Consider the following 23,228-nt stretch of genomic DNA (forward strand, 5'->3'; position numbering starts at 1 on the left):
GTTACTTGACGGTGACGGTGCCCAGTTCGGTCCTGCCCGAGGCCGATCCGCCCTTGCCGCCAACGGTGAAGGGGACGGACACCAGTTCGCGTCCGCCCGTTTCGCGCGCGGCTTCCACCTTGAGGACGTAATCGCCCCTGGGCAGATTGGCCGGGATTGCGACGGTGTAGCTGCCGGGTGCCCGCGTCGCGCCGCTGAGGCCGTCAGCGGGCAGCTTGAGCGAACGGCCGCCCTTGCGCCACCAGGTGCGCAGGTCCGCCAGCCACTTGGTGCCCGGCTCCGCGCCGCGCTTCTTGAAGTCGTACCACACGAACAGGGTGCGCGCGTCGCCGCCCGCCGCCGGCTCCACCCAGCCTGCGACATAGGGCCGGTGGTATTCGGCCACCTTGACCTGCGGCACGGTGACCGTGACGGACGCGGCAAGGGCGGGCGTTGCGCTCAGAGTGACGGCAGTGCTGGCGGCCAGCAGCGGCAGCGCGGGGATGATCTTGGATCGTGTCATCGCGGGCTTTCTTGTCAGTGGATGAAAAGGAGAGCGAGCAGCAGCGGGATCAGCAGGCTGAGGCCCACCATCGGCCAGGTCATCGGCCGGTGCTTTGCGTGCAGCTGAAGAAGGAACAGGCCGGTGATGGTGAAGACCAGGCAGGCCACGGCGAACAGATCGATGAACCAGCTCCATGCGCCGCCGGTGTTGCGGCCCTTGTGCAGGTCGTTGAGGTAGGAGATCCAGCCCCGGTCGGTGACTTCCGCCTGCACTTCGCCCGTGGCGCGGTCTATGCTGACCCAGGCATCGCGGCCGGGGCCAGGCATGGCGACATAGACTTCGTCCTCAGCCGACCAGTCCGCCGCGTGGCTGGACGGGTCGAGCGGAACGGCGCCGGCCACTGCCGATGCGACATCGGCGGGCAGGGGATCGGTGCGGTCGCTCGCCGCCGGCAGTCTGGCCAGCAGAGCGACGGGCACTTTGCCCTGGCTACGGGTGACGGCAGGTTCGGCGCCGATGGAGGCGGCATGGTTCAGCGTGATGCCGGTCGCGGCGAAAAGCAGCATTCCGACGAGCGAGACTGCGGCGCTGACCCAGTGCCAGGTGTGCAGCTGCTTGAGCCAGAAGGCACGGGCCTTCTTGTTCTTCTTTTTCTTCGGCGCGGGCCGCGCGCGGGGCTGCGGGTTGGATTCCGAATCGGCGCCTGCCTTCCGGGCAAGATCGCGGGAAGCGCCATCGGGTCGGTCTATGATGTCGGCAGCTTCCAACGAGTCGCACCCCAAAATTTCAAGAAACAGGAGCAATCGTGCCGAAACCTGCCGCAGCAGGCGTTTCGGCACGCCGCTCCCTCTGGACGACCAGCTGCTTAGTGTATATGCAAATGCCTCGCAATAGAGGCTGGGCGGAGAACACAATTGGCGACAGTTGCCGTGCTGATGCCGGACGAAATGCGGTCTTCCCCGCGAGAAGAAGCGCGCGACGCGTACCTGGTTCACGATGGCGGTCCGCGTGCGAACGGCGGGGCTTCCGACGTGAGCGGAACGGCGGAACGCGCCGTCTATAGCCCCGCGCGCGCCAACCCCGCTGCCATGCTCGCTTCCGTGGCGATGATCCTGGGCATGGGCGCATGCCTGGCCACGCTCAACATCGTGTCCGCCCACAAGCAGCGCGCGCGCCTTACCGCCGTGGAGCTGCGCGATCTTGATGTGACACCGCCCCCGCCGCCCGAATTCACCAGGCTGGAGACCCCGCAAGCCGCAGTGTCGCACACCGTTGCGCCAAGGCCGATGATCGAGTTGCCCGGCCCCGGACCGCAGCAGGTGATGATCGATGCACCACTGCCGCCGCCGGAAGCGCCAGCCATGGTAAGCGTGGGCACCAAGGTCACTGCTCCGGCAGTCGTCGCTCCCCCGCCGTCCGCAACGCCGGTGGAGGGCGGGGATCTTGCCAGCAAGGTGATTTCAGCAAAGCCGCCGACCTATCCGATCGACGCGCGCCGCGCGCACGAGCAGGGCGTTGTAAAGCTGCTGTTGCTGGTGGGCACCGACGGACTGGTGAAGGACATCCAGGTCGCGTCAAGCAGCGGCAGCGCCCGTCTGGATGGCGCCGCCCTGCGTGCCGTCCGCCATTGGCGCTGGCAACCCACGATGAGCAACGGCACGGCCATGGCCGTGCGCGGCTATGTGACGATCCCGTTCGTGCTGACCGGCAAGGCGTAACGCCGCCGCCCTCAGGCGCCGTTCTGCAGCGCCGCCTGCAGGCTTGCCATAGCCTGTTCCAGCTGGGCGGCGCTGTAGGGCTTGTCGAGCCGTACCGTGGGCTGCTGTCCCGGCACAGGCTCGAACCCGCCGCTCGCTATGGCGACAGGAACGGAACGTGCCTTCAGTTCGGCAATGACCGGATCGGCCTTCTGACCGGCCAGATTCAGATCGACCACCGCGACGTCGAACTCTCCGGTACGGACGCCTTCCAGTGCGCCGTCAAGCGTTGCAAAGGGGCCGACCACTTCGCAGCCCAGGTCGATCAGCATTTCTTCGAGCAGCATTGAGACGAGGAATTCGTCCTCTGCAACCAGCACTCGCATGCCTTCGAACTGCGTCGTCACATCAGGCATTGGCGATCCTCGGGGAAAATACACGCATTGCGGCGCATTGCATGGCACACGCTATTGGCACCGGCATGCGCGTTGGGCAAGCGCCGGAAGCAGGCGGACGGCGGCATCAGCCTTCGATGATCTCGCGGATACGCCCGGCGAGAAGGTCCATGGCGAAGGGCTTGGTTATCATCGCCATGCCAGGCTCAAGGAAGCCGGCGGCAAGTGCGGCATTCTCCGCATAGCCGGTCATGAACAGGACTTTCAGCCCTGGGCGGCACGCGCGCCCTCCATCGGCGACCTGGCGACCGTTGAGGCCGGGCAGGCCGATGTCGGTCACCAGCAGGTCTATGCGGCGGTCCGACTGCAGGATGGCAAGGCCGGATGGCCCATCGCTTGCCTCGATTGCGGCATAGCCCAGTTCGTCCAGCGCCTCCAGGATCAGGCCGCGCACGACCGGTTCGTCCTCCACCACCAGCACCACTTCGCCGTGGCGCGCGGGGGGAGCGGCAAGGGCGTGCTGCGCATCCTCGGCGGCATCGTCCTCTCCATGGTGACGGGGCAGGTAGAGCTTGAGCGTAGTGCCGACGCCTTCCTCGGAATAGATGCGGGCATAGCCTTCGGATTGGCGCGCGAAACCGTAGATCATCGACAGGCCAAGGCCGGTCCCCTGGCCGATCGGCTTGGTGGTGAAGAACGGCTCGAACGCGCGCGCCGCCGTTTCGCGATCCATGCCAACCCCTGTGTCGGTGATCGCGATGCACACGTACTGGCCCGGCTTCACGTCACGCTCACGCGCGGCATAACGGCTGTCGAGGTGGGCGTTGCAGGTCTCGATCGTCAGCTTGCCGCCGCCGGGCATCGCATCGCGCGCGTTGATGACGAGGTTGAGGATCGCGCTTTCGAGCTGGTTGGCATCGCACCGCGTCAGCCACATTCCACCGGCCAGCACGAACTCCAGTTCGATATGTTCGCCCAGCGTGCGCCGCAGCATGTCCTCCATCGAGGCGATCAGCGGGTTGGCGCGCACCGGACGCGGGTCCAGCGGCTGGCGGCGCGAAAACGCCAGCAGCCGGTGCGTCAGCGCCGCTGCCCGTTCGGCGGAAGTCCGCGCGCCGGTCAGCCAGCGGTCGAGATCCTGGGTCCGGCCTTGCGCCAGCCGGTTGTGCATCACTTCAAGGCTGCCGGTGATCCCCTGCAGCAGGTTGTTGAAATCATGGGCGATGCCGCCTGTAAGCTGGCCGACCGCTTCCATCTTCTGGCTTTGCCGCAGGGCATCCTCGACCGCGCGCTGGTCGGTGATGTCGCGGCCAATGGCGTGGATGCGCCGCTCGTCCGGCACGGCGGTCCAGGCGATCAGACGATAGTCGCCGTCGCGCGTGCGATAACGGTTCTCGAAGGCGATGGTACGGCGCCCACCCGCCAGCTTGGCAACTTCGGCGGCGGTTGCGGCCAGATCGTCGGGATGGACGAAGGAGGCGATGCGGCGGCCCAGCATCTCGCCCTCGTGCCAGCCCAGCAGCCGCTCGGCGGAAGGGTTTACGGCGGTGATCGTGCCCTGGAAATCACAGACCAGCATCAGGTCGCGGCTGATCGTCCACAGGCGGTCGCGGTCCTGGGCATAGGCGGCTTCGGCCTGCTTCTGCGCCTCGATCTCTGTCAGGGTGCCGACCCAGGCCGTGATCGCCCCCTGCGTGCCGGTAAGCGGCAGAGCCCGCGCCAGATGCCAGCAATAGCTACCATGCCCGTCGCGCAGGCGCATCTCGGCTTCGAAGGTCTGCCCGGTCGCCAGCGCTTCGGACCACTTGGCCACGGCACTGTCGCGGTCGTCCGGATGGACCACGCGCGTCCACCCGTCTCCTTCCAGCGCGCCGCGCGGCTCTCCGGAATAGGCATAGGCGCGGTCGTTCAGCCAGTCGAAGGCACCGTCCGCGCGCGCGGTCCAGACTTGCGTGGGCATGTTCTGCGCCAGCGCGCTGAACTGTGCCTCGCTCTTTTCCAAGGCCTGCTTGGTGCGGGTGCGGTCGGTCACGTCGAGGACGGCACCGATCATGCGGATCGCGTTGCCTGCGGCGTCGAACTCGAAGCTGGACTTGCGCGAGACGATACGTTCCTCGCCGGTGTCGGCACGGTTGATGCGATATTCGACGTCGAGCGCCGTCTCGCCCGCATCGCGGCGCAAACGGGTGGATGACAAGTGCCGATCTTCGGGGATCACCAACTGTTCGAACAGTCCCGGGTCCATGGCTCCGCCCTGCGCCACGCCGAAGATGCGGCAGAACTCGTCAGTGCCTGAAACGGTGTTGCGGGCAATGTCGACAGAGAACAGGCCCACGCCGCCCACCACTTGCGCCCGGCTGAGCTGTTCTGCGCTCAGCCTGAGCGCTTCCTGCGCTTCATGCTCGAACGTGCGGTCGCGCATCATCTTGACGAGGCCGATGGCACTGCCGCCCGCATCGCGCAGCGGCGTCATTTCGCTCAGGCCCCAGAACCGCTCTCCGTCCTTGCGCAGGTGCCAGCGGGCATCGTGGGCGTGGCCGGTTTCCAAAGCCTCGCGGCGCTTGGCGGCGGGGCGGCCGGCGGCGCGGTCTTCAGGCGTGAAGAAGACGTCGATGGGGCGGCCTAGCATCTCCTCCTCGTCCCAGCCCAGCATGGCCGCAGCGCCTGAATTCCAGAGGGTGATGCGGCCTTCAAGGTCCGCAGCGACGATGCCGTAGTCGCTGGCGCCGTCCAGGATCTGGCGGTTGTAGTCCTCCCTCTCGCGCAGCAATCCCTCTGCACCGACGCGCTGGACATGGGCCCAGGATCGCTCGGTAACCTCGCGGATCAGGCTGAGTTCGTAGCCCGTCCAATGGTGCGGGACGCTGTCGTGGATGGCCATGAGCGCGGTCAGGCGGCCTTCCTTGATCAGCGGCATGCAGATCGTGGCGGCGATGCCGATGTCCTGAAACGTCCTGGCCTCTTCCGGGGCTATTTCGGTGGCATTGTCGTTGATGATCAGCGGGCGCCCGGCGGTAAGTTCCTGCACCGCCAGCTTCCCGAAATCCGCCAGCCGATAATGCCCGACGATCGACGGAGCGTCCGGTGCATGCCAATTGCCGCGGATGGTGAAACCATCCTGATCGGGGTCCATGTCGGCATAGGCGCAGTTCGACAGTCCCAGATGCTGCGCCGTCATCCGTGTGGTGATGGAAAGAATTTCTTCCGCGCGGCGGGAATCGGCCAGCGCGCTGGCCAATTCGTCAAGGAACCGCAGCCGGGCTTCGCGATCCTGCAGCGCCTGCCGGTCTTTGTAGGCATCCGTGATCTCGACGACGAAGGCGATAACGCCTGCGGGCGTTCCGTCGTCTCCGGGCACCGGGGAATAATCAAGGTTCAGCCAGACCTGTTCGGGCTGCCCGTTACGCCACAGCGTGAGCATGTAGTCGCGGTAGCTCAAGGTGCCGCCGGCAAGGCCCACTTTCATCACGTTGGCGTTGAATTCGGCGACTTCCTCCCACCCGTCGAGCACGTTGGAGCCGAGCAGGTGGCTGTTGCGGCCTCCCGCGAACTCGGCATAGGCGTCGTTGTAGATCATCACGCCTTCGGGCCCCCACAGGAGCACGATAGGGACCGGCGAAGGCAGCATCATCGCCACGGTATGACGCAGGCTGACAGGCCAGTCGGAGATCGGCCCGATGGGAGTGGCGGCCCAGTCGAACGTGGCGATCCGGCGCGACAGTTCTCCTGCGAGTCCCATGAACCCGTCACTGCCACCGTCACTGCGCGTCATGTTCCGACCGGTTTCCCTATACCCGCTGGCCACCCGCCAGCCGGGTCGGCTCGCAGCTACGCCGACCAACCCGCCAAACGCATCGCGCGCCGAACGGTTCCGCGTCAATCTCTTTAGTTGAAGGTTTCCCTTTCAGGATCAGCCCGCAGCGGCGCGTGGCACCACGGACAATCTGGCCGGATCCTGATTTTCCCACGGCTGCACCGCAAGGCGGGCGCGGTTGCGGCCCGCGCGCTTGGCATCATAGAGCGCGCGGTCGGCAAGGCTCTCTGCCATGAACAGGTCGCGCGTTTGGGGCGCAAAGGCGGCACAACCGATGCTGAGGGTGCCACTTCTATCCGCGCCCCGCCGGGCAGCGAACCCGGTGCACAGCGTTTCCGCCACACAAAGCCCTCGCGTGCTGCCAATGGACGGCAGCAGGACGGCGAACTCATCCCCGCCAAGGCGCGCGGCGATGGCACCGGCAGGCAGGTCGGTGCGCAGGAAATCGGCCAGCGTCACCAGCAGGCGGTCGCCCTCCTGGTGGCCGAAGCCATCGTTGATGGTCTTGAAGTTGTCGACGTCGATCAGCAGCAGCGTGCCGCCGCCCGGCAATGCGGCGGCGGTGCGCGCCTCGAAGCCGCGACGGTTGAGCAGGCCGGTCAGCGGGTCGCTTTCGGCAATGCGGTTCGCCCGGTCCTCGCGGCGGCGGCGCAGGGCACCGGCGATGGACATGGCCAGCGCCACTTCCACCAGAATGCCCTCGAACAAAGAAAGCGGGATGATCGCGCCGGAATAGCTCGACAGGTCGATGAAGGCACCGGGCGCGAACGCGCACAGCGCCTTGATCGTGTAGAACGATCCATGCGCGATGAAGGTGGACAGCAGCATCCGCGTTTCGGACGAGGCCTCGTGCCGCGCTTCGTACAGCAGCATCGCCGCGCGAAGCGAAAGCAGCGCGACGCAGGCCGCATTGAGGAACGACATGATCTGGTCGCGATCGCCCGGCAGCGGCAGCGGCATCGCCATCAGCAACGAACAGACCAGCGGCGAAAGCACCCAGGGCAGGCTCAGCCGCCGTCCTACAAATGCCGCAGTGCCATGCAGGAACAGCATGTGCGCCAGCGGCACCATGGAGTTGGACAGCCACACGCCGATGACGAAATCGCCCTGCATGCGCAGCGGCGCCAGCGTACAGCCGATCACGATCGACAGGAATCCCAAGGCGAAACTGCACAGGAAATCCTCGCGCAGGGACCGCCATTCTATCAGCAGAAACGCGGCCGCCACGAACGCGATCGCGTTCGACAGCAACAGCATCGTTTGTGAATCCACCGACATAGAACAGCAAGAACCCCTTCGCTGGTCCGCGTCTACGCGAATCTCCTAAACAAATGGTGCATTGGAACCGCCCGCAATCGGCATGACAGGCTGTTCGATCGCCATGGGCTTGCAACCATCGCGTGCGAAGGCCATTGCAAGCAATCATCCGGTCGAACGCACCTGCGCAGGCCAATCTGTCGGTAACCTATCCGGGGGACTCATCGCCTTGCGCGGCTGGATTCTTTTTCAGAACGAACTCGACCCGGCCATCCCCGAGGTGCCGGAGGTCTTCCGCTTTCAGGAAGCGGCGGGTGCACTGGGCATCGACCTGCAGGTGCTGCAGCCTCACCGCTTCGAACTGGTCGTCGGCAAAGAGGGCGACTGGGCGATGCAGTACGCGGGCCGCGCGATAGAGAAGCCGGATTTCGTGATCTGCCGCACCGGGGCGGAAACGGACTACTTCACGCTGGCACTGCTGCGCCATTTTCAGCGCCGGGGCGTGCGGCTGGTCAACGGACCCGCCACCATCGAGACGGTATCCGACAAGCTGCATACCTTGCAGACGCTCAACCGCGCCGGGCTGCCCATTCCGCGCACGATGCTGGGGACGTTCCCCATCGACATCGATCTGGTGGAGCGGGAACTGGGCTTTCCGGTCATCGTCAAGACGCTGAAGGGCACGCGCGGCGCCGGCGTCCTCAAGTGCGAGGATCGCAGCCAGTTCGAGGATCTGGCCGGCCTGCTGGAAAGCGCGGAGGCCAAGGCTGACTTCATCCTGCAGCACTACGTCCGCGCCAGCCATGGCCGGGACGTGCGTGTGCTGGTGGTCGGCGGGCGCGTCATCGCGGCGATGGAGCGTCGTTCGCTGACGGGCGGCTTCAAGTCCAACGTCTCGCTCGGCGGGGTGGGCGTCGCCTACAACCCGCCGCCGGAAATGGCCGAACTGGCGGTGCAGGCTGCCGATGTCCTCGAACTCGACATCACGGGGATCGACATCCTGTTCGACGAGGACGGCTATCGCATCTGCGAGGCAAATTCTGCCCCCGGCTTCCAGGGGCTGGAGCGCGCAACGGGTCTGGACGTGCCGACGGCGATCCTGGAATGGGTGCTTTCCACGCAGACCGACGTGCAGGAAAAGCGGCCCAAGCCGGCCGAAAGCACAGCGCTGGCCGACATGGTCTTCGGCGGCCGCTCCGGCCTGCGCGCGCTGACCGATCGGAATGCGGAGTTCCGCCCCTTTGCCAGCGCCGTTGGCGTGCGGATGCTGGCGGCGGGGATCGGGTGCCTGATGCAGGGCACGTTCCCGCGTCCGCTGGTCGATCGCCGCAGTCCGACGGGCATCGGCCTGCGCTCCCTGTTCGAAGGGCGCGCCAAGGTCGATCTCAGCGGCCTCAGCGACCGGGCGCAGGAACGCACTTTGCTGATCGTTCTGGCGGTGGCCATCTGGGCGGCGGTGTTGCCCTGGCTGGCCGGTGCCGAAGCGGTGATCAGCGGCGTGCTGTCGGTGCTGGCACTGACTTTCCCGGCGCTGTTCCTGCTGACATCGCCTGCGGGCCGGTTTGGTCGCGGAGGAGGACGCTGATGGACTGGACCGCAATTCCATGGCAGGCGCTTGCGCCGTTCATCGTCGCCGGGTTTCTTGCCGAACTGATCGACAGCGCGGTGGGGATGGGCTTCGGTGTCATCGGCAATTCGATGCTGCTGCTGCTCGGCCTGCCGCCTGCCGCCGCATCGTCGGTGACGCACATGGTCGAAGGTTTCACCAGCGGCGTTTCGGGCGCATCCCACGCCTTGCAGCGCAACATCGACTGGACTCTGTTCGGACGGCTGGTCATCCCCGGCATCGCCGGCGGGCTTCTGGGCGTCTGGGCGCTGTCGCACCTGAGCCTGTCCGTCCTTCGGCCGATCCTTCTGGTCTATCTGGCGGCGGTCGGCACGTACCTGATCTGGCGCGGTGCGCGGCGGGCACAGGCGTATCGCCGCATGCGCGGCGTCGGCGCGCTGGGCTTCTTCGCCGGGTTCCTCGATGCGTTCGGCGGCGCATGGGGCCCGGTGACTACCGGCAGCCTGATCGCGCAGGGCATGACCCCACGCATGGCCGTCGGCACCGTCAATGCAGCGGAGTTCTTCGTGACGGTGACGGTGCTTTCGGCCTTCATCGGCAGCCTGGGCCTGCAATCGGTGACGTTCGCCGCGCTGGGACTGTTCATCGGCGGCATAGTCGCTGCGCCGATCGGGGCCCTGATCACGCGCAGGGCACCTTCGCGCAGCCTGACGCAGTGGATCGGCGGCCTGATGATCGTACTCAGCCTGTGGGGCTTCGTCTCGCTGATCTTTGCGCCGTTGCCCCTTTTCGCGCGGATGTAAGGCGCCCCCCGCTCAGCACCACGGCAAGGCCGGGCGCCACTTTCAGCAGAGCCTGTGCCAGCACTACCACCGCGCCCAGGATCAGAAACGGCTGGACCACCAGATAGATCGGGTAGAGCGGCGATCCCAGCTTCCCGCTCAGCTTGCCCAGCATCGGTCCGAACAGCCAGATCAGGATCAGGTGGGCGCAGAAATAGAAGAACATGTAAGGTTCGATCCGGCGCAGCAGCGGCATGGCGCGGGTCTTTACCAGACGCCAGGCCAGCCACCACACCGCCAGCGACGCAGCCACACGCGCCACCAGATCGACGGCCGCGGTGGAGGCATCGTCAAAGGGACGTGCATCGCCCAGCGACACGTAGAGATGCAGGGGCATCATCACAGCGAACGGCAGCAGCGCGGCCACGGCGGGCCACTGCGCCGTCCGCTCTGCCCAATGGCCGCGCCGGGCGACGATGCCGATGGTGAAGAACATCAGGATCGATGCGCGTAGGATCACCGGCGGGCCAAGGCCCAGCACATGGCAGGCTCCCGCTGTCAGCGCGATCGCAGCCAGTACGGAAGACGGCAGGCGCACCAGCAGCGGCGCCAGCACCATGCACAGGAACAGGTCGCGCAGGAACGGCATCTGGACGTTGATGTCCGGCGGGTGCGTGACGATGAACAGCTCCTCCATCACCCAGCGGACCGACTGCGGCAAAGGCGCTGCCAGCCCGAACAGCCATGCCGCGCCCGATACCAGCAGGATCGCCAGCGCGTTCCACAGCACCATCGGCAGCAGGATCGTGCGCGCCTTGCGCGCAACGTGCGGCCCGAATTCGCGCGTGCGCGAAGAACCGGCGACCAGCCAGCCCGATATCAGCCCCAGCAGCGGCACCGCGCTGCGTCCGAACCCTTCCATCAGGATCCAGCGGAAGGTTTCCTGCGGCGTACCCCGCGCCAGTTCCAGATCGTGCCCCGCAAGCCCGGTCCAGGCATGGACGTAGACGATCCCGGCTATGCACAGCACCCGCGCCACGCGGATGGCGTCCGACCGGCGGCTCTGCATTTCGTTCAACGATTCAGGCAAGCAGCGTCCCGCCCATGATCATCCATCCTCCATGTGTGCACTTTTCATCATGGAAAAGTCGCGACAGGGAAAGTGGTTGCCTTGCGGCTAGAGTAGGGGACGCGAAGAGCCGGGGGGTCAGCCGCCGCGCGGTTCCACAACGCGACACAGCCCTTCCTGCGCGACGCTGGCGACAAGGGTGCCCGCCCGATCGTAGACGGCGCCGCGCGCGAATCCACGGGCATGACCCGCCCAGGGGCTGTCCATCGCATAGAGCAGCCAGTCGTCCACGCGCGGCGTTGAATGAAACCACACCGCGTGGTCGAGGCTGGCGACCTGGATGCCGGGCTGGAAGATGCCCTTGCCATGGGGAAGGATCGCCGTCGCCAGCAGCGCGAAGTCGCTGGCATAGGCCAGCACGATGCGCCGCAGGGCGTCGTCCGCCTCCATTGGCTCGATCAGCCGGAACCACAGGAACTGCCCGGGCGTCTCTGTCTTCTGCGATGCCGGAGGTCCGGGACGGATCTCGAACGGGGCAAGTCGGTCAAGCATGGTCTGCGGGAACTTCTGCCCGGCGGCGGCAAGTGCGGCCACCATTTCGGGGCACTGTTCGGGGCCGGGCACCTGCGGCATGGGGGCAGCATGGGCAAAGCCGCTCTCTCGCCGATGGAAAGAGGCCGCAAGGTTCAGGATCGGCCTGCCGCCCTGAAGTGCCACCACACGGCGGTTGGCGAAGCTGCCGCCGTCGAAGTCGCGCAGCACCTGATAGATGATCGGTCGGGTCGTATCCCCGGCCCGCAGGAAGTAGGCATGGAGCGAATGGCACTGTCGCTCTGCCCGTTCGCCCCCACCGCCGTTTATGTCGCGCGCGGCGGCGGCCAGTGCCTGCGCCACCACCTGCCCGCCGAACACGCGGCCCGGCCCTTCGGCTGCAGGAGCGCCCCGGAACAGGTCGGTGTCTATCTCCTCGACTTCGAGGAGGGCGCGCAGGTCGGATACGGGGTCAGTCATCGACGGCCTTTACCGGCGAACCTTCCAGCCAGGCAAGCGCCTGCCGTTCGATGGAGATGAGTTCATCCAGCGTCTGTTCGATCGCGCGCTTCTGCTTGCGCAGGTTGGCGATGCGTTCGTTCACCCGGCCCCGCAGCGCGCGGACCTGTTCGTGGTGTTCGGGATCGACGTCGTAAAGGTCGAGGAACTCCTTGATCTCGCGGATGGTGAAGCCCAGCCGCTTGCCGCGCAGGATCAGCTGCATGCGGCCCATTTCCCGCCGCGAATAGATGCGCGTCGTCCCCACCCGCTGTGGCGCGATCAGGCCCTTGTCTTCGTAGAAGCGCAAGGTCCGCATCGTCACGCCGAGCAGCGTGGCGGCTTCCTGGATGCCGAGCATCTGCGGAAGCTCAGGGGCGGCGGTGGCGTTCAAGCGGTGGTTCCTGCTTCGCGTTTTGCGGTTTCCTCGGCGACGAGGTCTTTCTTGGACAGCTTGCCGACCATCGTCTTGGGCAGCGAATCGCGAAACTCGATGGAGGCCGGGATCTCGATCTTGTTCAACCTTTCGCGCAGGAACGCCAGCAGGGTTTCCTGATCCAGAATGTCGCCCCCATGGAGCACCACGAACGCCTTGGGGGCCTGCCCGCGATAGGCGTCGGGGATGCCGATGACGACCGCCTCAGCCACCATGGGATGTTCGTAGAGCGCCTCTTCGATCACGCGGGGATAGACGTTGTAGCCGCCGCACAGGATCACGTCCTTGATCCGATCCACGAGGAACAGATAGCCGTCTTCGTCCAGATAGCCGATGTCGCCAGTCCGCAAGGCGCCGTAGATGAAGGTCTTCTCGGTATCCTCCGGACGGCCCCAGTAGCCCTGCATGATCTGCGGGCCACGAGCGCAGACCTCGCCCTTTTCACCGGGCGCGCAGACGCGGGTGGCGTCGGCGGGGTCGCGTATTTCCAGAGCGGTGCCGGGGAAGGCGGGGCCGCACGAGTTGTCCTTGACCAGCCCTTCCAGCGGGTTACAGGCGATGATCGGGCTGGCTTCGGACAGGCCGTAGCCTTCCACCACATTGACCCCGGTCTTCTCCTCGAACTCGCGCCGGACTTCCAGCGGCAGCGGGGCGCCGCCGGAAATGCACACGCGCACGTTGTCGAACTCGCCATGCAGCTGCTGGTGGTTGAGCGCGGTGTAGAGCGTGGGCACCCCGAAGAACTGCGTCGGCTTCGTGCGCTTGGCGGTGGCGAGGAAGGACTTCATCTCGAACCGGGGGAGCAGGATCATCTCCGCCGCGGTGTCGACCGAATAGTTCAGCACCGTGGTCAGCGCGAAGACGTGGAACAGCGGCAACACGCCTAGGGTGCGTTCCTGCTGTTCGGGCATGTGGCCGACATGGGCGATCATCTGCGCCGAGTTGGCGGCAAGGTTGGCATGAGACAGCATCGCGCCCTTGGGCACGCCCGTGGTGCCGCCGGTATATTGCAGCACCGCCAGATCGTTGGGCGAGCGGTCCACCGGGTCAGGCTGTGCATCGCGGGCGATGAGGTTTGCCCAGCGCGCATAGCGCAGGTCATGCGGTTCATGCGCGATGTCGTGGCGCTTGAACAACAGGAACGCGCGCCGCTTGATCGCGGGCAGGGCATCGGCAAAGGGGCAGACGACCACGCGCTTGAGGCAGGTCTTGCCGACCAGCGGCTCCAGCTTGGGCAGGCACAGGGCAAGGTCGGTGGCGATCATCACCTCGCAGCCGGAATCGGTGACCTGGTGCGCCATCTCGCGCTCGGTGTAGAGCGGGTTGAAGTTCACCACGACCGCGCCGATCCGCAGCACCGCGAAATAGGCGATGACGTAGTACGGCGTGTTGGGCAGGCACAGGCCCACGCGCGTGCCCTTGACCACGCCCAGATCCTGCAGCCCGCGCGCGGCGCGCCGGGACAGCGCGCCGATCTCCGCATAAGTCCACTTGCGGCCCATGAAATCGACCGCCGGCCAAGCGCCGTGGGCATCCACGGCATGGTCGAGCAGATCGGTCAGGAGACGCGGCGCGATCGGCGGCATCTCGTCCGTCGTTACAGGGGGGGTAGTGGCGGGAGCGACCCCGCCGATCGTCGCCGCGTGGATCATTAGAAGTGCATCCTTGCGCCAAGCGAGAAGACGAGGGCGGAAGCGTCGGTAAGCCGGCCATCGGTCACGATCGGCGTCTGCACCGGAGTGCCTGCGTACGCGGCGGTGATGCGGTCGATCGGGGCGTCCTTGAACGTGATGTACGAGGCCGCCGCATCGATGGTGAAGGCCGGGCTGGGCGAGTAGCTGGTGCCCGCCGAGAAGTTCCAGCGGTTGCTGTCAGGCACGCGCGCATCGCGGTTGCCGGTCTGCGTCGGAGTGATGCCGCGCTGGAAACCGGTGCGCAGAACCCACTGGGGATTGACCTGGTAATCGGCGCCGATGGCCCAGGTCCAGCTGTTGCGGTAGTTCTCGGGGATCGACTGGTTGAGCGGGGCACCAAGGTCGATCGAGTCGAACTCGCTCCAGCCCATGCGGACCACCTGTGCGTTTAGGGTCAGGCTCTTGCTCATCTGGGCGCGGGCGCTGCCGATGATCATCCACGGCGTGCTGAACGATGCCTTGGCGTCGATCACGCCGTTCTGTGCGGCAAGCGGGCCCTGCAGCCCTTCCAGCGTCACCGTGCCGTCCAGCTTGTGCTTGATCGACGACTTGTACGCGAAGCCGAGCGAGACGGGGCCTTCATGGTACTGCACGCCGGCCGACCAGCCCACATCCCAGCCGTTGCCCTTGAGCGTCTGGTGCCCGTCCGCCAGCAGCGGCGAGAGGTTGGGCAGGTAGTTGCCCAGCGTGGCATCGACATATTCGATGTTGGCCGCGCCGCCGATGTAGAGGCCCTTGGCCAGTTCCACCGCGATGGAGGGCTGAATGTCGTACGTGCGCAGCTTGGTCTTGTCCGCGCTGTAGCGCGCCCAGCTGTCGGCATCGTAATCCGTGGTGAACGAATAGGGCGCCGTCAGCGACAGGCCCACCGCCACGCGACCGAACCCGTAGGCGATCGCGCCCGACGGCAGGTAGCCGTTGTCGATCGGGTTCTTCGCAACCGGGTTGCCCCCGACCGATGCCGGGGCCCGCAGCGGGCGGACGATCACGGTCCCGTCATCGACGACCTTGCCGCGCGGCAGGATCGCGCTGGCCCGGATCGACGCTTCGCCGCCCTGCATGCCTGCGATCGACGCAGGGTTCCACCACAGGGAATCGACGCCGGTGTCGGCAGCTTCACCCGAGAAGGCGCGGCCCTGTCCACGGACGGATTGTTCCTGAAGATAGAAGGCCTGCGCGCTCGCCGATCCGCTCCACGCGAACGCGACGACGCTGGCCGCGCTGGCAAGAAGGATGCGGTTGGTGGTGCTGTTCATTCAATACTCTCCCTAAGCGACTGTTTTCGCGCTTTTACAACTCACGCGATGCTTACTTGATCCGGGTCCAGGTCTGCGTCTTGCACAAGGGCCACACGATGCAGCCCTTCAGCTTGAGCGTGTCGGCGCCTGCCGGAGTGATCGTGGCCTTGTAGGTGCCGCCGTCTTCCGGGTTGTAGATGGTGCCGCCCGTCCACTGCGCCCCGTCCTGCTTGAAGCCGCCCAGGATCTGCAGTCCCTTGAGGCGACGGTCGCGCTTGGACGCGTCCTTGTTCTTCACGTCCTTGAGGTCGGGGTTCTTCTGGATGTTTTCCGAATTGATCAGCTTGCCGCAGATCGAACCGCCGCAGCGTTCGATGTCCACCACGCCATGTTTCGATGGGGTACGCCACGAACCGGCCAGCGAACCGGCATCGGCTGCAAGGGCCGGGGCAGTGCCGGCAAGGGCGATGGAACCCAACGCCAGAATCGTAAGTTTAGTGAAGTGCATCTGCGACCTCTCCATCTCTCTCGCCCGGATTGTGATGGAATCCATGCCCCTGGCTTCGCAGGTGACGACCGATCCCTACCGGATGGACTCGGCATATCCCAAAAATTTCTTGACGTATAGGGAAAGATTCGCACCTTTAGGGAAGACGTTCGCGAGGACGAGGATCTTAATGGATTCGGCGCTCAAGCCGCACCGGTCCGCCCATGGAGAGAATGCATGCAAAGCGTCGTGATTGCGGGTTACGCCCGCTCGCCGTTCCATCTGGCAAACAAGGGCGCACTGGCCCGCGTTCGTCCCGATGACCTTGCCGCGCAGGTCATCGGCGGCCTGATCGCCCGCACCGGCGTTGAGCCTGCCGACATCGAGGACCTGATCGTGGGCTGCGCCTTTCCCGAAGGGGAACAGGGCCTCAACGTGGCGCGCCTGATCGGCCAGATCGCGGGCTTGCCTCAGTCGGTCGGCGGGATAACGGTAAACCGCTTCTGCGGTTCTTCGATGAGCGCGATCCACATCGCGATGGGCCAGATCGCGGTAGGCGCGGGCGAGGTGTTCATCTGCGCAGGCATCGAATCGATGAGCCGGGTGCCGATGAGCGGCTTCAACCCGCTGCCCAACCCGGCGCTTGCCAAGGCGACCGCCGCCTACATCGGCATGGGCGACACGGCCGAGAACGTCGCGACGCAGTACCAGATTTCGCGCGGCGAACAGGAAGCGCTGGCCGTGGGAAGCCAGAAGAAGGCCGCTGCCGCACGCGACTCGGGCAAGCTGTCTGACGAGATCGTCCCCATCGAGACAAAGGGCGGCACCGTCAGCGAAGACGGCACCATCCGCGCTGAAACCACCGCGGAAGGTCTCGCCGGTCTCAAGCCTGCCTTCGACGCCAACGGCACGGTGACGGCGGGCACGTCCTCCCCCCTGACCGATGGCGCCAGCGCGGTGCTGGTCACGACCGAGGACTATGCACGCGCGCACGGCTTGCCTATCCTCGCCCGCATCAAGTCGGTGGCGATCTCCGGCTGTGCGCCCGAGACGATGGGCCTTGGTCCGATCCTCTCCAGCCAGAAGGCATTGGAACGGGCTGGGATCTCTGCCGCCGACCTCGACGTGGTGGAACTGAACGAAGCCTTCGCGTCGCAGGCGCTGGCCTGCATCAGGGATCTGGGCCTTGATACCGCCAAGGTGAACATCGATGGCGGCGCCATCGCCATCGGCCACCCGCTGGGCGCCACCGGTGCGCGCATCGTCGGCAAGGCCGCGTCGCTGCTCAAGCGCGAGGGCGGCAGGTACGCGCTCGCCAGCCAGTGCATCGGCGGCGGGCAGGGCATCGCCACGGTCCTGGAGGCAGTGGAATGAGCGATCCTATCAAGAAAGTCTGCGTGATCGGTGCCGGCACCATGGGCGCCGGAATCGCCGCGCAGGTCGCCAATGCGGGCGTGCCGGTGCTGCTGCTCGACATCGTTCCCAAGGACGGCGCAAATCGCAATACGGTGGCTGAAGGCGCGGTGGCGAAGATGCTCAAGACCGAGCCTGCGCCCTTCATGAGCAAGGCGGCGGCGAAGCTGGTGGAAACCGGCAACATCGAGGATCACCTCGACAAGGTTGCGGAATGCGACTGGGTGATCGAGGCGGTGATCGAACGCCTCGACATCAAGCAGGGTCTCTACGCCAAGCTGGAAGCGGTGAAGCGTGACGGGACAGCCGTATCCTCCAACACCTCGACCATTCCGCTGGCGCAGCTGGTGGACGGGCGTTCGGACGCATTCAAGCGCGACTTCCTGATCACGCACTTCTTCAATCCGCCGCGCTATATGCGCCTGCTGGAGATCGTTACCGGCCCGGCCACCGATGCTGGTGTTGCGGGGAAGGTCGAGCGCTTTGCCGACGTGGCGATGGGCAAGACGGTGGTGAAGGCCAAGGACACCCCCGGCTTCATCGCCAACCGCATCGGCACGTACTGGATCCAGCTTGGCCTCAACGCCGCCTTCGATCAGGGTCTGAGCGTGGAACTGGCCGACGCCATCGCCGGCAAGCCGATGGGCGTGCCCAAGACCGGCATCTTCGGCCTTGTCGACCTTGTCGGCATCGACCTCATGCCGCACCTTCAGGCCAGCCTGACGTCCACCCTGCCCAAGGACGATCCGTACCACGCCATCGCTCGCAGCCACCCGCTGATCGAGAAGATGATCGGTGACGGCTACACGGGCCGCAAGGGCAAGGGCGGCTTCTATCGCCTGAACAAGGAGGCCGGTCGCCGCAAGGAGACGATCGACCTGGCGACCGGCGAATACCGTGAGACGATCCGCGCCGCCGGGCCATCCGGGAAGGCGGCCAAGGGCGATCTGCGCGCGCTGGTGGAAAGCAAGGGGCCGGTCGGCGATTATGCCTGGGCCGTGCTGGGCGGCACGCTCGCCTATGCCGCGTCGCTGGTGCCCTCGGCGGCGGACGACATCGTCGCCATCGATGACGCGATGAAGCTGGGCTACAACTGGAAGGCCGGCCCGTTCGAGATGATCGACAAGCTGGGCGCTGCCTGGCTGGCATCGAAGCTGGAGGCCGAAGGCGCTCCGGTGCCGGAAATCCTCAGGATAGCTGGCGATCGTACCTTCTACCGCGTGGAAAACGGCAGGCGCCAGTTCCTTGGCCTTGATGGCGAATATCGCGACATCGTGCGCCCCGAAGGCGTGCTCAACCTTGCCGACGTCAAGCTGGCGTCGAAACCCATCCTGAAGAACGCCTCTGCCGCGCTGTGGGATGTGGGCGACGGCGTGGTCTGCCTTGAATTCACCGGCAAGATGAACGCGCTGGACGGCGAGGTGATGAAGCTGATCGTCGAGGCGATCCCGCTTGTCGCGTCGAAGTTCAAGGCGCTGGTCGTCTACAACGATGCCGGTAACTTCTCGGCAGGCGCGAACCTGGGCCTGGCGATCTTCGCCGTCAACATCGCCGCGTGGAGCGAGATCGAGAAGCTCGTGGCGGGCGGACAGATGGCTTACAAGGGCCTGAAGTACGCGCCGTTCCCGGTGGTCGGCGCGCCTGCGGGCATCGCGCTGGGCGGCGGCTGCGAAATCCTGCTGCACTGCGACGCGATTCAGGCCCACGCCGAACTCTACATGGGTCTTGTCGAATGCGGTGTCGGCCTTGTCCCCGGCTGGGGCGGCAACGGCGAACTGCTCGACCGCTGGCAGAGCAATCCGGCGGTCCCCAAAGGTCCGATGCCTGCAGTGGCCAAGGTGTTCGAGACGGTGTCCACCGCCACCGTTTCGCGCTCGGCAGCGCAGGCGAAGGAACTGCTGTTCCTGCGCCGCGACGATGCCATCACCATGAACCGCGACCGCCTGCTCTACGATGCCAAGCAGAAGGCGCTCTCGCTGGTCGACGGTTACAAGGCGCCGGAGCCGCCGCACTTCCGCCTGCCCGGCGAAAGTGGCCGCACGGCGCTGTCGATGGCGGCGCAGGGCTTCCACAAGCAGGGCAAGGCGACTGACTACGATCTGGTGGTTTCGGACGAACTGGCGGGTGTGCTCACCGGCGGCGAGGCCGATCTGGTGGACGTCGTCAGCGAACAGGAACTGCTGAAGCTGGAACGCGAGGCTTTCATGCGGCTGGTGCGCAGCCCGCGCTCCGTAGCGCGGGTCGAGCACATGCTGGAGACCGGCAAGCCGTTGCGGAACTGACGATGGGGGAGGGTGGTATGCAGTACAAAGCGATCGTCCTCCCGCACCGTCACCCTGAACTTGTTTCAGGGTCCATCGGGCCGCTTGCTCGGCCGCCGGGGATCGCAAACCGCCGGGGCGGTTGGTGAAGCGACCTTCCGGGACAGACCGAAAAATGGACACTGAAACAAGTTCAGGGTGACGACGGATTTAAACGCAAGGTACGGTGCGATGGCCAAGACCATCACCGACCCGCGAGGAGAGTGACACATGCAAGTCTATGAGGCGCCCCTGCGCGACATGCGGTTCGTGATCCACGAACTCCATCAGGATGACGGCTTCGGCGATCTGGAGGCGCTGGAGGAATTCAGCCCCGATCTCGTCGATGCCGTGCTGGAAGAAGCCGCGAAGGTGGCGCAGGAGGTGCTGCTGCCGCTCAACCGGTCCGGTGACATCGAAGGCTGCACGCTGGAGAACGGCGTCGTTCGCACCCCCAAGGGCTTCAAGGAAGCCTACGACATGTTCCGCGAAGGCGGCTGGTGCGCGTTGGCATCCGACCCCGAATGGGGCGGGCAGGGCCTGCCCGAAGCGGTCAACAAGATGACCGAGGAGATGATCTGTTCGACCAACCTGTCGTTCAGCCTCTACCCCGGCCTGACGCACGGGGGCACCACCGCGATCGAGGCCTACGCCAGCGACGAGCTTAAGCAGTTCTACCTGCCGAAGATGGTATCGGGCGAATGGTCCGGCACGATGTGCCTGACCGAACCGCACTGCGGCACTGACCTCGGCATGCTGCGCACCAAGGCGGTGCCGCAGGCCGACGGTTCGTACAAGCTGAGCGGCGCGAAGATCTTCATCTCTGCGGGCGACCACGACCTTACCGAGAACATCGTCCATCTGGTGCTGGCGCGTCTGCCCGATGCTCCGGCAGGCGTGAAGGGGATCAGCCTGTTCCTCGTGCCCAAATACCTGCCGAAGGAGGATGGCACGCCCGGCCCGTCCAACGGTGTGTCGGTCGCTGCGATCGAGCACAAGATGGGACTCAAGGCATCGGCCACCTGCCAGCTGAACTTCGACGACTCCACCGGCTGGCTGGTCGGCAAGCCCAACAAGGGCATGGAGGCCATGTTCAAGATGATGAACACCGAGCGCGTCTCGGTGGGCGTCCAGGGCCTTGGCGTGGGAGAGGCGGCGTACCAGTCGGCGGTTTATTACGCGCGCGAACGTCTGCAGGGCCGCTCGCTTTCGGGCGTGAAGAACCCGAACGGCCCGGCGGACCCGATCATCGTCCACCCCGACGTGCGCCGGATGCTGATGACCATGCGCGCCTACAACGAGGGGTGCCGCGCGCTGGGCGGCTGGGTCAGCCGGGCGCTCGATGCTGAAAAGCACGCCACCGACCCTGCCGTGAAGCAGAACGCCGAGGATTTCATCGCCCTGATGACACCGGTAGTGAAGGCGCTGTTCACCGATCTTGGCCATGAAAGTGCGAACCTTGCGGTGCAGGTCTACGGCGGCCATGGCTACATCGCCGAAAGCGGCGTGGAGCAGTATGCCCGCGATGCCCGCATCGCGATGATCTACGAAGGCACCAACGGCATTCAGGCGCTCGATCTGGTGGGCCGCAAGATGCCTGCGCACATGGGCCGCTATCTGCGCAGCTTCTTCCACCCGGTGTCCAGCTTCGTCGAAGCCCACAAGGCGGACGAACAGTTCGGCCCGATGATCGCAGGCCTGGAAAAGGCGTTCGGCGCGTTGCAGCTGTCCACCGGCACCATCGCGCAGAAGGGCATGAAGGATCCGGAGGAAGCAGGCGCCGCCGCCACCGACTACCTTCGGCTGATGGGGCTGGTGGCGATGGCCTACTGCTTCGCCAAGTCGGCGCTGATCGCACGCGACCGGCTGGGTGAGGGCACCGAGGAGGCCGGGTTCTACAAGGCGAAACTGGCTACTGCACAGTTCTACTTCGACCGCATCCTGCCGCAGGCCACCGCCGCGTTCCTGGCGATAAAGGCGGGTAAGGCGTCGATGATGGCGCTGGACGACGCGGCGTTCTGAAGACGCCGTGACGCAGCGAACAATCCTCTCCGGGCTTGGCTCGGGGAGGATTTTTGCGTGAATGACGAATGCGTGTAAGAACGTCCCGGATGTCCGAACTCGCGATCGAACCCACCCCCGCCGCCCCACAACTTACCGACGCGATGCGCCTCAAGGCCATCGTTGCGGGATCGGCGGGTAACCTGATCGAGTGGTACGACTTCTACGTCTACGCCTTCACCGCGCTCTATTTCTCGTCAGAGTTCTTCCCCAAGAGCGATCCGCTGGTGCAGGTCATGGCGACCAGCGGCATCTTCGCCGTCGGCTTCCTGATGCGGCCGATCGGCGGGTGGTTCTTCGGGCGGTACGCGGATCGGCACGGCCGGCAGAATGCGATGGTAGTGTCGGTGCTGATGATGGGCGCTGGTGCGCTGCTGATCGCCCTGTTGCCGACGTATGCCACCATCGGCGCGGCGGCTCCGGCGCTGCTGCTGGTGGGACGCATGTTGCAGGGGTTCTCCACCGGCGGGCAGTACGGCACCGCCGCCACGTACCTGTCAGAGATCGCCGGGCCAAAGCGGCGCGGGTTCTGGTCCTCTTTCCAGTACGTGACGCTGATCGGCGGGCAACTGACGGCGACGCTGGTGATCCTGCTGCTGCAACAGCTATTGGGCGATGCGGGCATGAAGGCGTGGGGCTGGCGCATCGGCTTCCTGATCGGCGCCGCTGCTGCCGCGACCATCGTCGTTCTGCGCAACCACATGCACGAGACAGCCGGGGCGAAGGGCGCCAGGGAAGCCGGCAGCCTGACCGAACTGTTCCGCCATTCGACCCGCGCCTTCCTGATCGTGGCCGCGCTGACGGCGGGCGGCAGCCTGATGTTCTATTCGTTCACCACCTACATGCAGAAATTCCTGGTTCTGACGGTGGGCATGGCTAAGGAAACGGCGACGCTGCTGATGACGGCGGTGCTGATCGTGTTCATGATCCAGCAGCCGCTGATGGGCCTGCTGTCCGACAGGATCGGGCGCCGCAACAACATGATCGTGTTCGCGGTACTGGGCGTGCTGTGCACCGTGCCGCTGTTCAGCGCGCTGGAGGAGGTGCGCAGTCCCTTCGCCGCCTTCCTGCTGATAGCAGCGGGCATGACGATCTGCAGCTTCTACACGTCGATCAGCGGCCTGTTCAAGGCGGAGCTGTTCCCCGTCCATGTCCGCGCGCTGGGCGTGGGGCTGGCCTATGGCGTCGCCAATGCCATCTTCGGTGGCACGGCGGAGAATGTGGCGCTGGCCTTCAAGCAGGGCGGGCTGGAGCACGGCTTTTATTGGTACGTGACGGCATTCTGCGTCGTATCGCTGGTCGCTGCGCTGATGTTGCCCGATACGCGGCGTGACAATCCGCTGGGCAAGTGAGCCTGCTGTATACGCAGATGCATAGTTCTGCGCGCAGCGTTGAGCGCTGTTCATCAACGCGTGCAACGCCGGCATGATGGCGTAACGCAACTTAACGCGGCAATATGGGTTGAAGGTCACATAGGGCGCGTCCTGGGCAAGGAGGGCGCGAAC

General features: G+C 65.7%; 18 protein-coding genes. 7 read left to right on the forward strand and 11 right to left on the reverse strand.

Features of this window, described 5'->3' with window-relative positions; translation table 11 throughout:
- Position 1 precedes the first annotated feature (1 nt).
- Both GGR40_RS09580 and GGR40_RS09585 read right to left on the reverse strand, forming a co-directional pair.
- Entirely contained in the window at positions 2-502 is a 501-nt protein-coding gene (locus GGR40_RS09580) for a DUF2271 domain-containing protein (RefSeq protein WP_429276011.1), read from the reverse strand.
- 14 nt (positions 503-516) lie between these two features.
- The gene (locus GGR40_RS09585) at positions 517-1,095 is read right to left on the reverse strand and encodes a PepSY-associated TM helix domain-containing protein (protein ID WP_429276247.1); all 579 of its coding nucleotides are present in this window, start codon (positions 1,093-1,095) and stop codon (positions 517-519) included.
- Between the two features lie 324 nt (positions 1,096-1,419).
- Between GGR40_RS09585 and GGR40_RS09590 the strand changes: the two genes are divergently transcribed.
- Positions 1,420-2,202, forward strand: coding sequence for an energy transducer TonB (locus tag GGR40_RS09590; RefSeq protein ID WP_429276012.1), 783 nt, complete (start codon positions 1,420-1,422; stop codon positions 2,200-2,202).
- 11 nt (positions 2,203-2,213) lie between these two features.
- Here GGR40_RS09590 and GGR40_RS09595 read toward each other — a convergent pair whose 3' ends face one another.
- The 3 genes from GGR40_RS09595 to GGR40_RS09605 form a co-directional block, all read right to left on the reverse strand.
- Complete coding sequence (locus GGR40_RS09595) at positions 2,214-2,597, reverse strand: response regulator (protein ID WP_429276013.1); 384 nt, start codon at positions 2,595-2,597, stop codon at positions 2,214-2,216.
- Between the two features lie 106 nt (positions 2,598-2,703).
- Complete coding sequence (locus GGR40_RS09600) at positions 2,704-6,348, reverse strand: PAS domain S-box protein (protein ID WP_429276014.1); 3,645 nt, start codon at positions 6,346-6,348, stop codon at positions 2,704-2,706.
- Between the two features lie 138 nt (positions 6,349-6,486).
- The gene (locus GGR40_RS09605; RefSeq protein ID WP_429276015.1) at positions 6,487-7,647 is read right to left on the reverse strand and encodes a GGDEF domain-containing protein; all 1,161 of its coding nucleotides are present in this window, start codon (positions 7,645-7,647) and stop codon (positions 6,487-6,489) included.
- Positions 7,648-7,876: 229 nt separating this feature from the next.
- On the opposite strand from GGR40_RS09605, the gene GGR40_RS09610 reads away from it, so the two are divergent.
- Together GGR40_RS09610 and GGR40_RS09615 are read left to right on the forward strand one after the other, a co-directional pair.
- On the forward strand, positions 7,877-9,232 hold the full coding sequence (locus GGR40_RS09610) for an ATP-grasp domain-containing protein (RefSeq protein WP_429276016.1): 1,356 nt from the start codon (positions 7,877-7,879) through the stop codon (positions 9,230-9,232).
- Entirely contained in the window at positions 9,232-10,017 is a 786-nt protein-coding gene (locus tag GGR40_RS09615; protein ID WP_429276017.1) for a sulfite exporter TauE/SafE family protein, read from the forward strand. Before GGR40_RS09610 ends, GGR40_RS09615 begins: the two co-directional genes overlap by 1 nt.
- Here GGR40_RS09615 and GGR40_RS09620 read toward each other — a convergent pair.
- The 6 genes from GGR40_RS09620 to GGR40_RS09645 all read right to left on the reverse strand — a co-directional run bounded on the left by GGR40_RS09620 (position 9,956) and on the right by GGR40_RS09645 (position 15,970).
- Positions 9,956-11,086, reverse strand: a complete 1,131-nt coding sequence (locus tag GGR40_RS09620; protein ID WP_429276018.1) for an acyltransferase family protein — start codon at positions 11,084-11,086, stop codon at positions 9,956-9,958. The two genes, GGR40_RS09615 and GGR40_RS09620, sit on opposite strands and share 62 nt — an antisense overlap.
- A gap of 117 nt (positions 11,087-11,203) precedes the next feature.
- Positions 11,204-12,076, reverse strand: a complete 873-nt coding sequence (locus GGR40_RS09625) for an acyl-CoA thioesterase (protein ID WP_429276019.1) — start codon at positions 12,074-12,076, stop codon at positions 11,204-11,206.
- Positions 12,069-12,455 carry a MerR family transcriptional regulator gene (locus GGR40_RS09630; RefSeq protein ID WP_429276248.1) on the reverse strand — a complete coding sequence of 129 codons (387 nt, stop codon included), beginning with the start codon at positions 12,453-12,455 and terminating at the stop codon, positions 12,069-12,071. Before GGR40_RS09630 ends, GGR40_RS09625 begins: the two co-directional genes overlap by 8 nt.
- Positions 12,456-12,484: 29 nt before the next feature.
- Positions 12,485-14,182: a long-chain-fatty-acid--CoA ligase gene (locus GGR40_RS09635; protein WP_429276020.1), complete on the reverse strand. Its 1,698-nt coding sequence runs from the start codon at positions 14,180-14,182 to the stop codon at positions 12,485-12,487.
- The gene (locus GGR40_RS09640; RefSeq protein ID WP_429276021.1) at positions 14,182-15,480 is read right to left on the reverse strand and encodes an OmpP1/FadL family transporter; all 1,299 of its coding nucleotides are present in this window, start codon (positions 15,478-15,480) and stop codon (positions 14,182-14,184) included. Before GGR40_RS09640 ends, GGR40_RS09635 begins: the two co-directional genes overlap by 1 nt.
- Positions 15,481-15,532: 52 nt before the next feature.
- Positions 15,533-15,970 carry a DUF2147 domain-containing protein gene (locus tag GGR40_RS09645; RefSeq protein WP_429276022.1) on the reverse strand — a complete coding sequence of 146 codons (438 nt, stop codon included), beginning with the start codon at positions 15,968-15,970 and terminating at the stop codon, positions 15,533-15,535.
- Between the two features lie 216 nt (positions 15,971-16,186).
- Here GGR40_RS09645 and GGR40_RS09650 point away from each other — a divergent pair, with 216 nt between their 5' ends.
- The 4 genes from GGR40_RS09650 to GGR40_RS09665 all read left to right on the forward strand — a co-directional run bounded on the left by GGR40_RS09650 (position 16,187) and on the right by GGR40_RS09665 (position 23,075).
- The gene (locus tag GGR40_RS09650; protein WP_429276023.1) at positions 16,187-17,323 is read left to right on the forward strand and encodes a thiolase family protein; all 1,137 of its coding nucleotides are present in this window, start codon (positions 16,187-16,189) and stop codon (positions 17,321-17,323) included.
- A complete protein-coding gene (locus tag GGR40_RS09655; protein WP_429276024.1) occupies positions 17,320-19,644 on the forward strand; it encodes a 3-hydroxyacyl-CoA dehydrogenase/enoyl-CoA hydratase family protein in 2,325 nt (774 codons plus the stop codon). The genes GGR40_RS09650 and GGR40_RS09655 overlap by 4 nt, the downstream gene beginning before the upstream one ends.
- Before the next feature lie 249 nt (positions 19,645-19,893).
- Complete coding sequence (locus GGR40_RS09660; protein WP_429276025.1) at positions 19,894-21,684, forward strand: acyl-CoA dehydrogenase C-terminal domain-containing protein; 1,791 nt, start codon at positions 19,894-19,896, stop codon at positions 21,682-21,684.
- An 89-nt stretch (positions 21,685-21,773) separates the two neighbouring features.
- Entirely contained in the window at positions 21,774-23,075 is a 1,302-nt protein-coding gene (locus GGR40_RS09665) for an MFS transporter (RefSeq protein ID WP_429276026.1), read from the forward strand.
- Positions 23,076-23,228 lie beyond the last annotated feature (153 nt).

It is taken from the genome of Novosphingobium gossypii (assembly GCF_050433305.1).
Classification (GTDB): Bacteria; Pseudomonadota; Alphaproteobacteria; order Sphingomonadales; family Sphingomonadaceae; genus Novosphingobium; species Novosphingobium gossypii.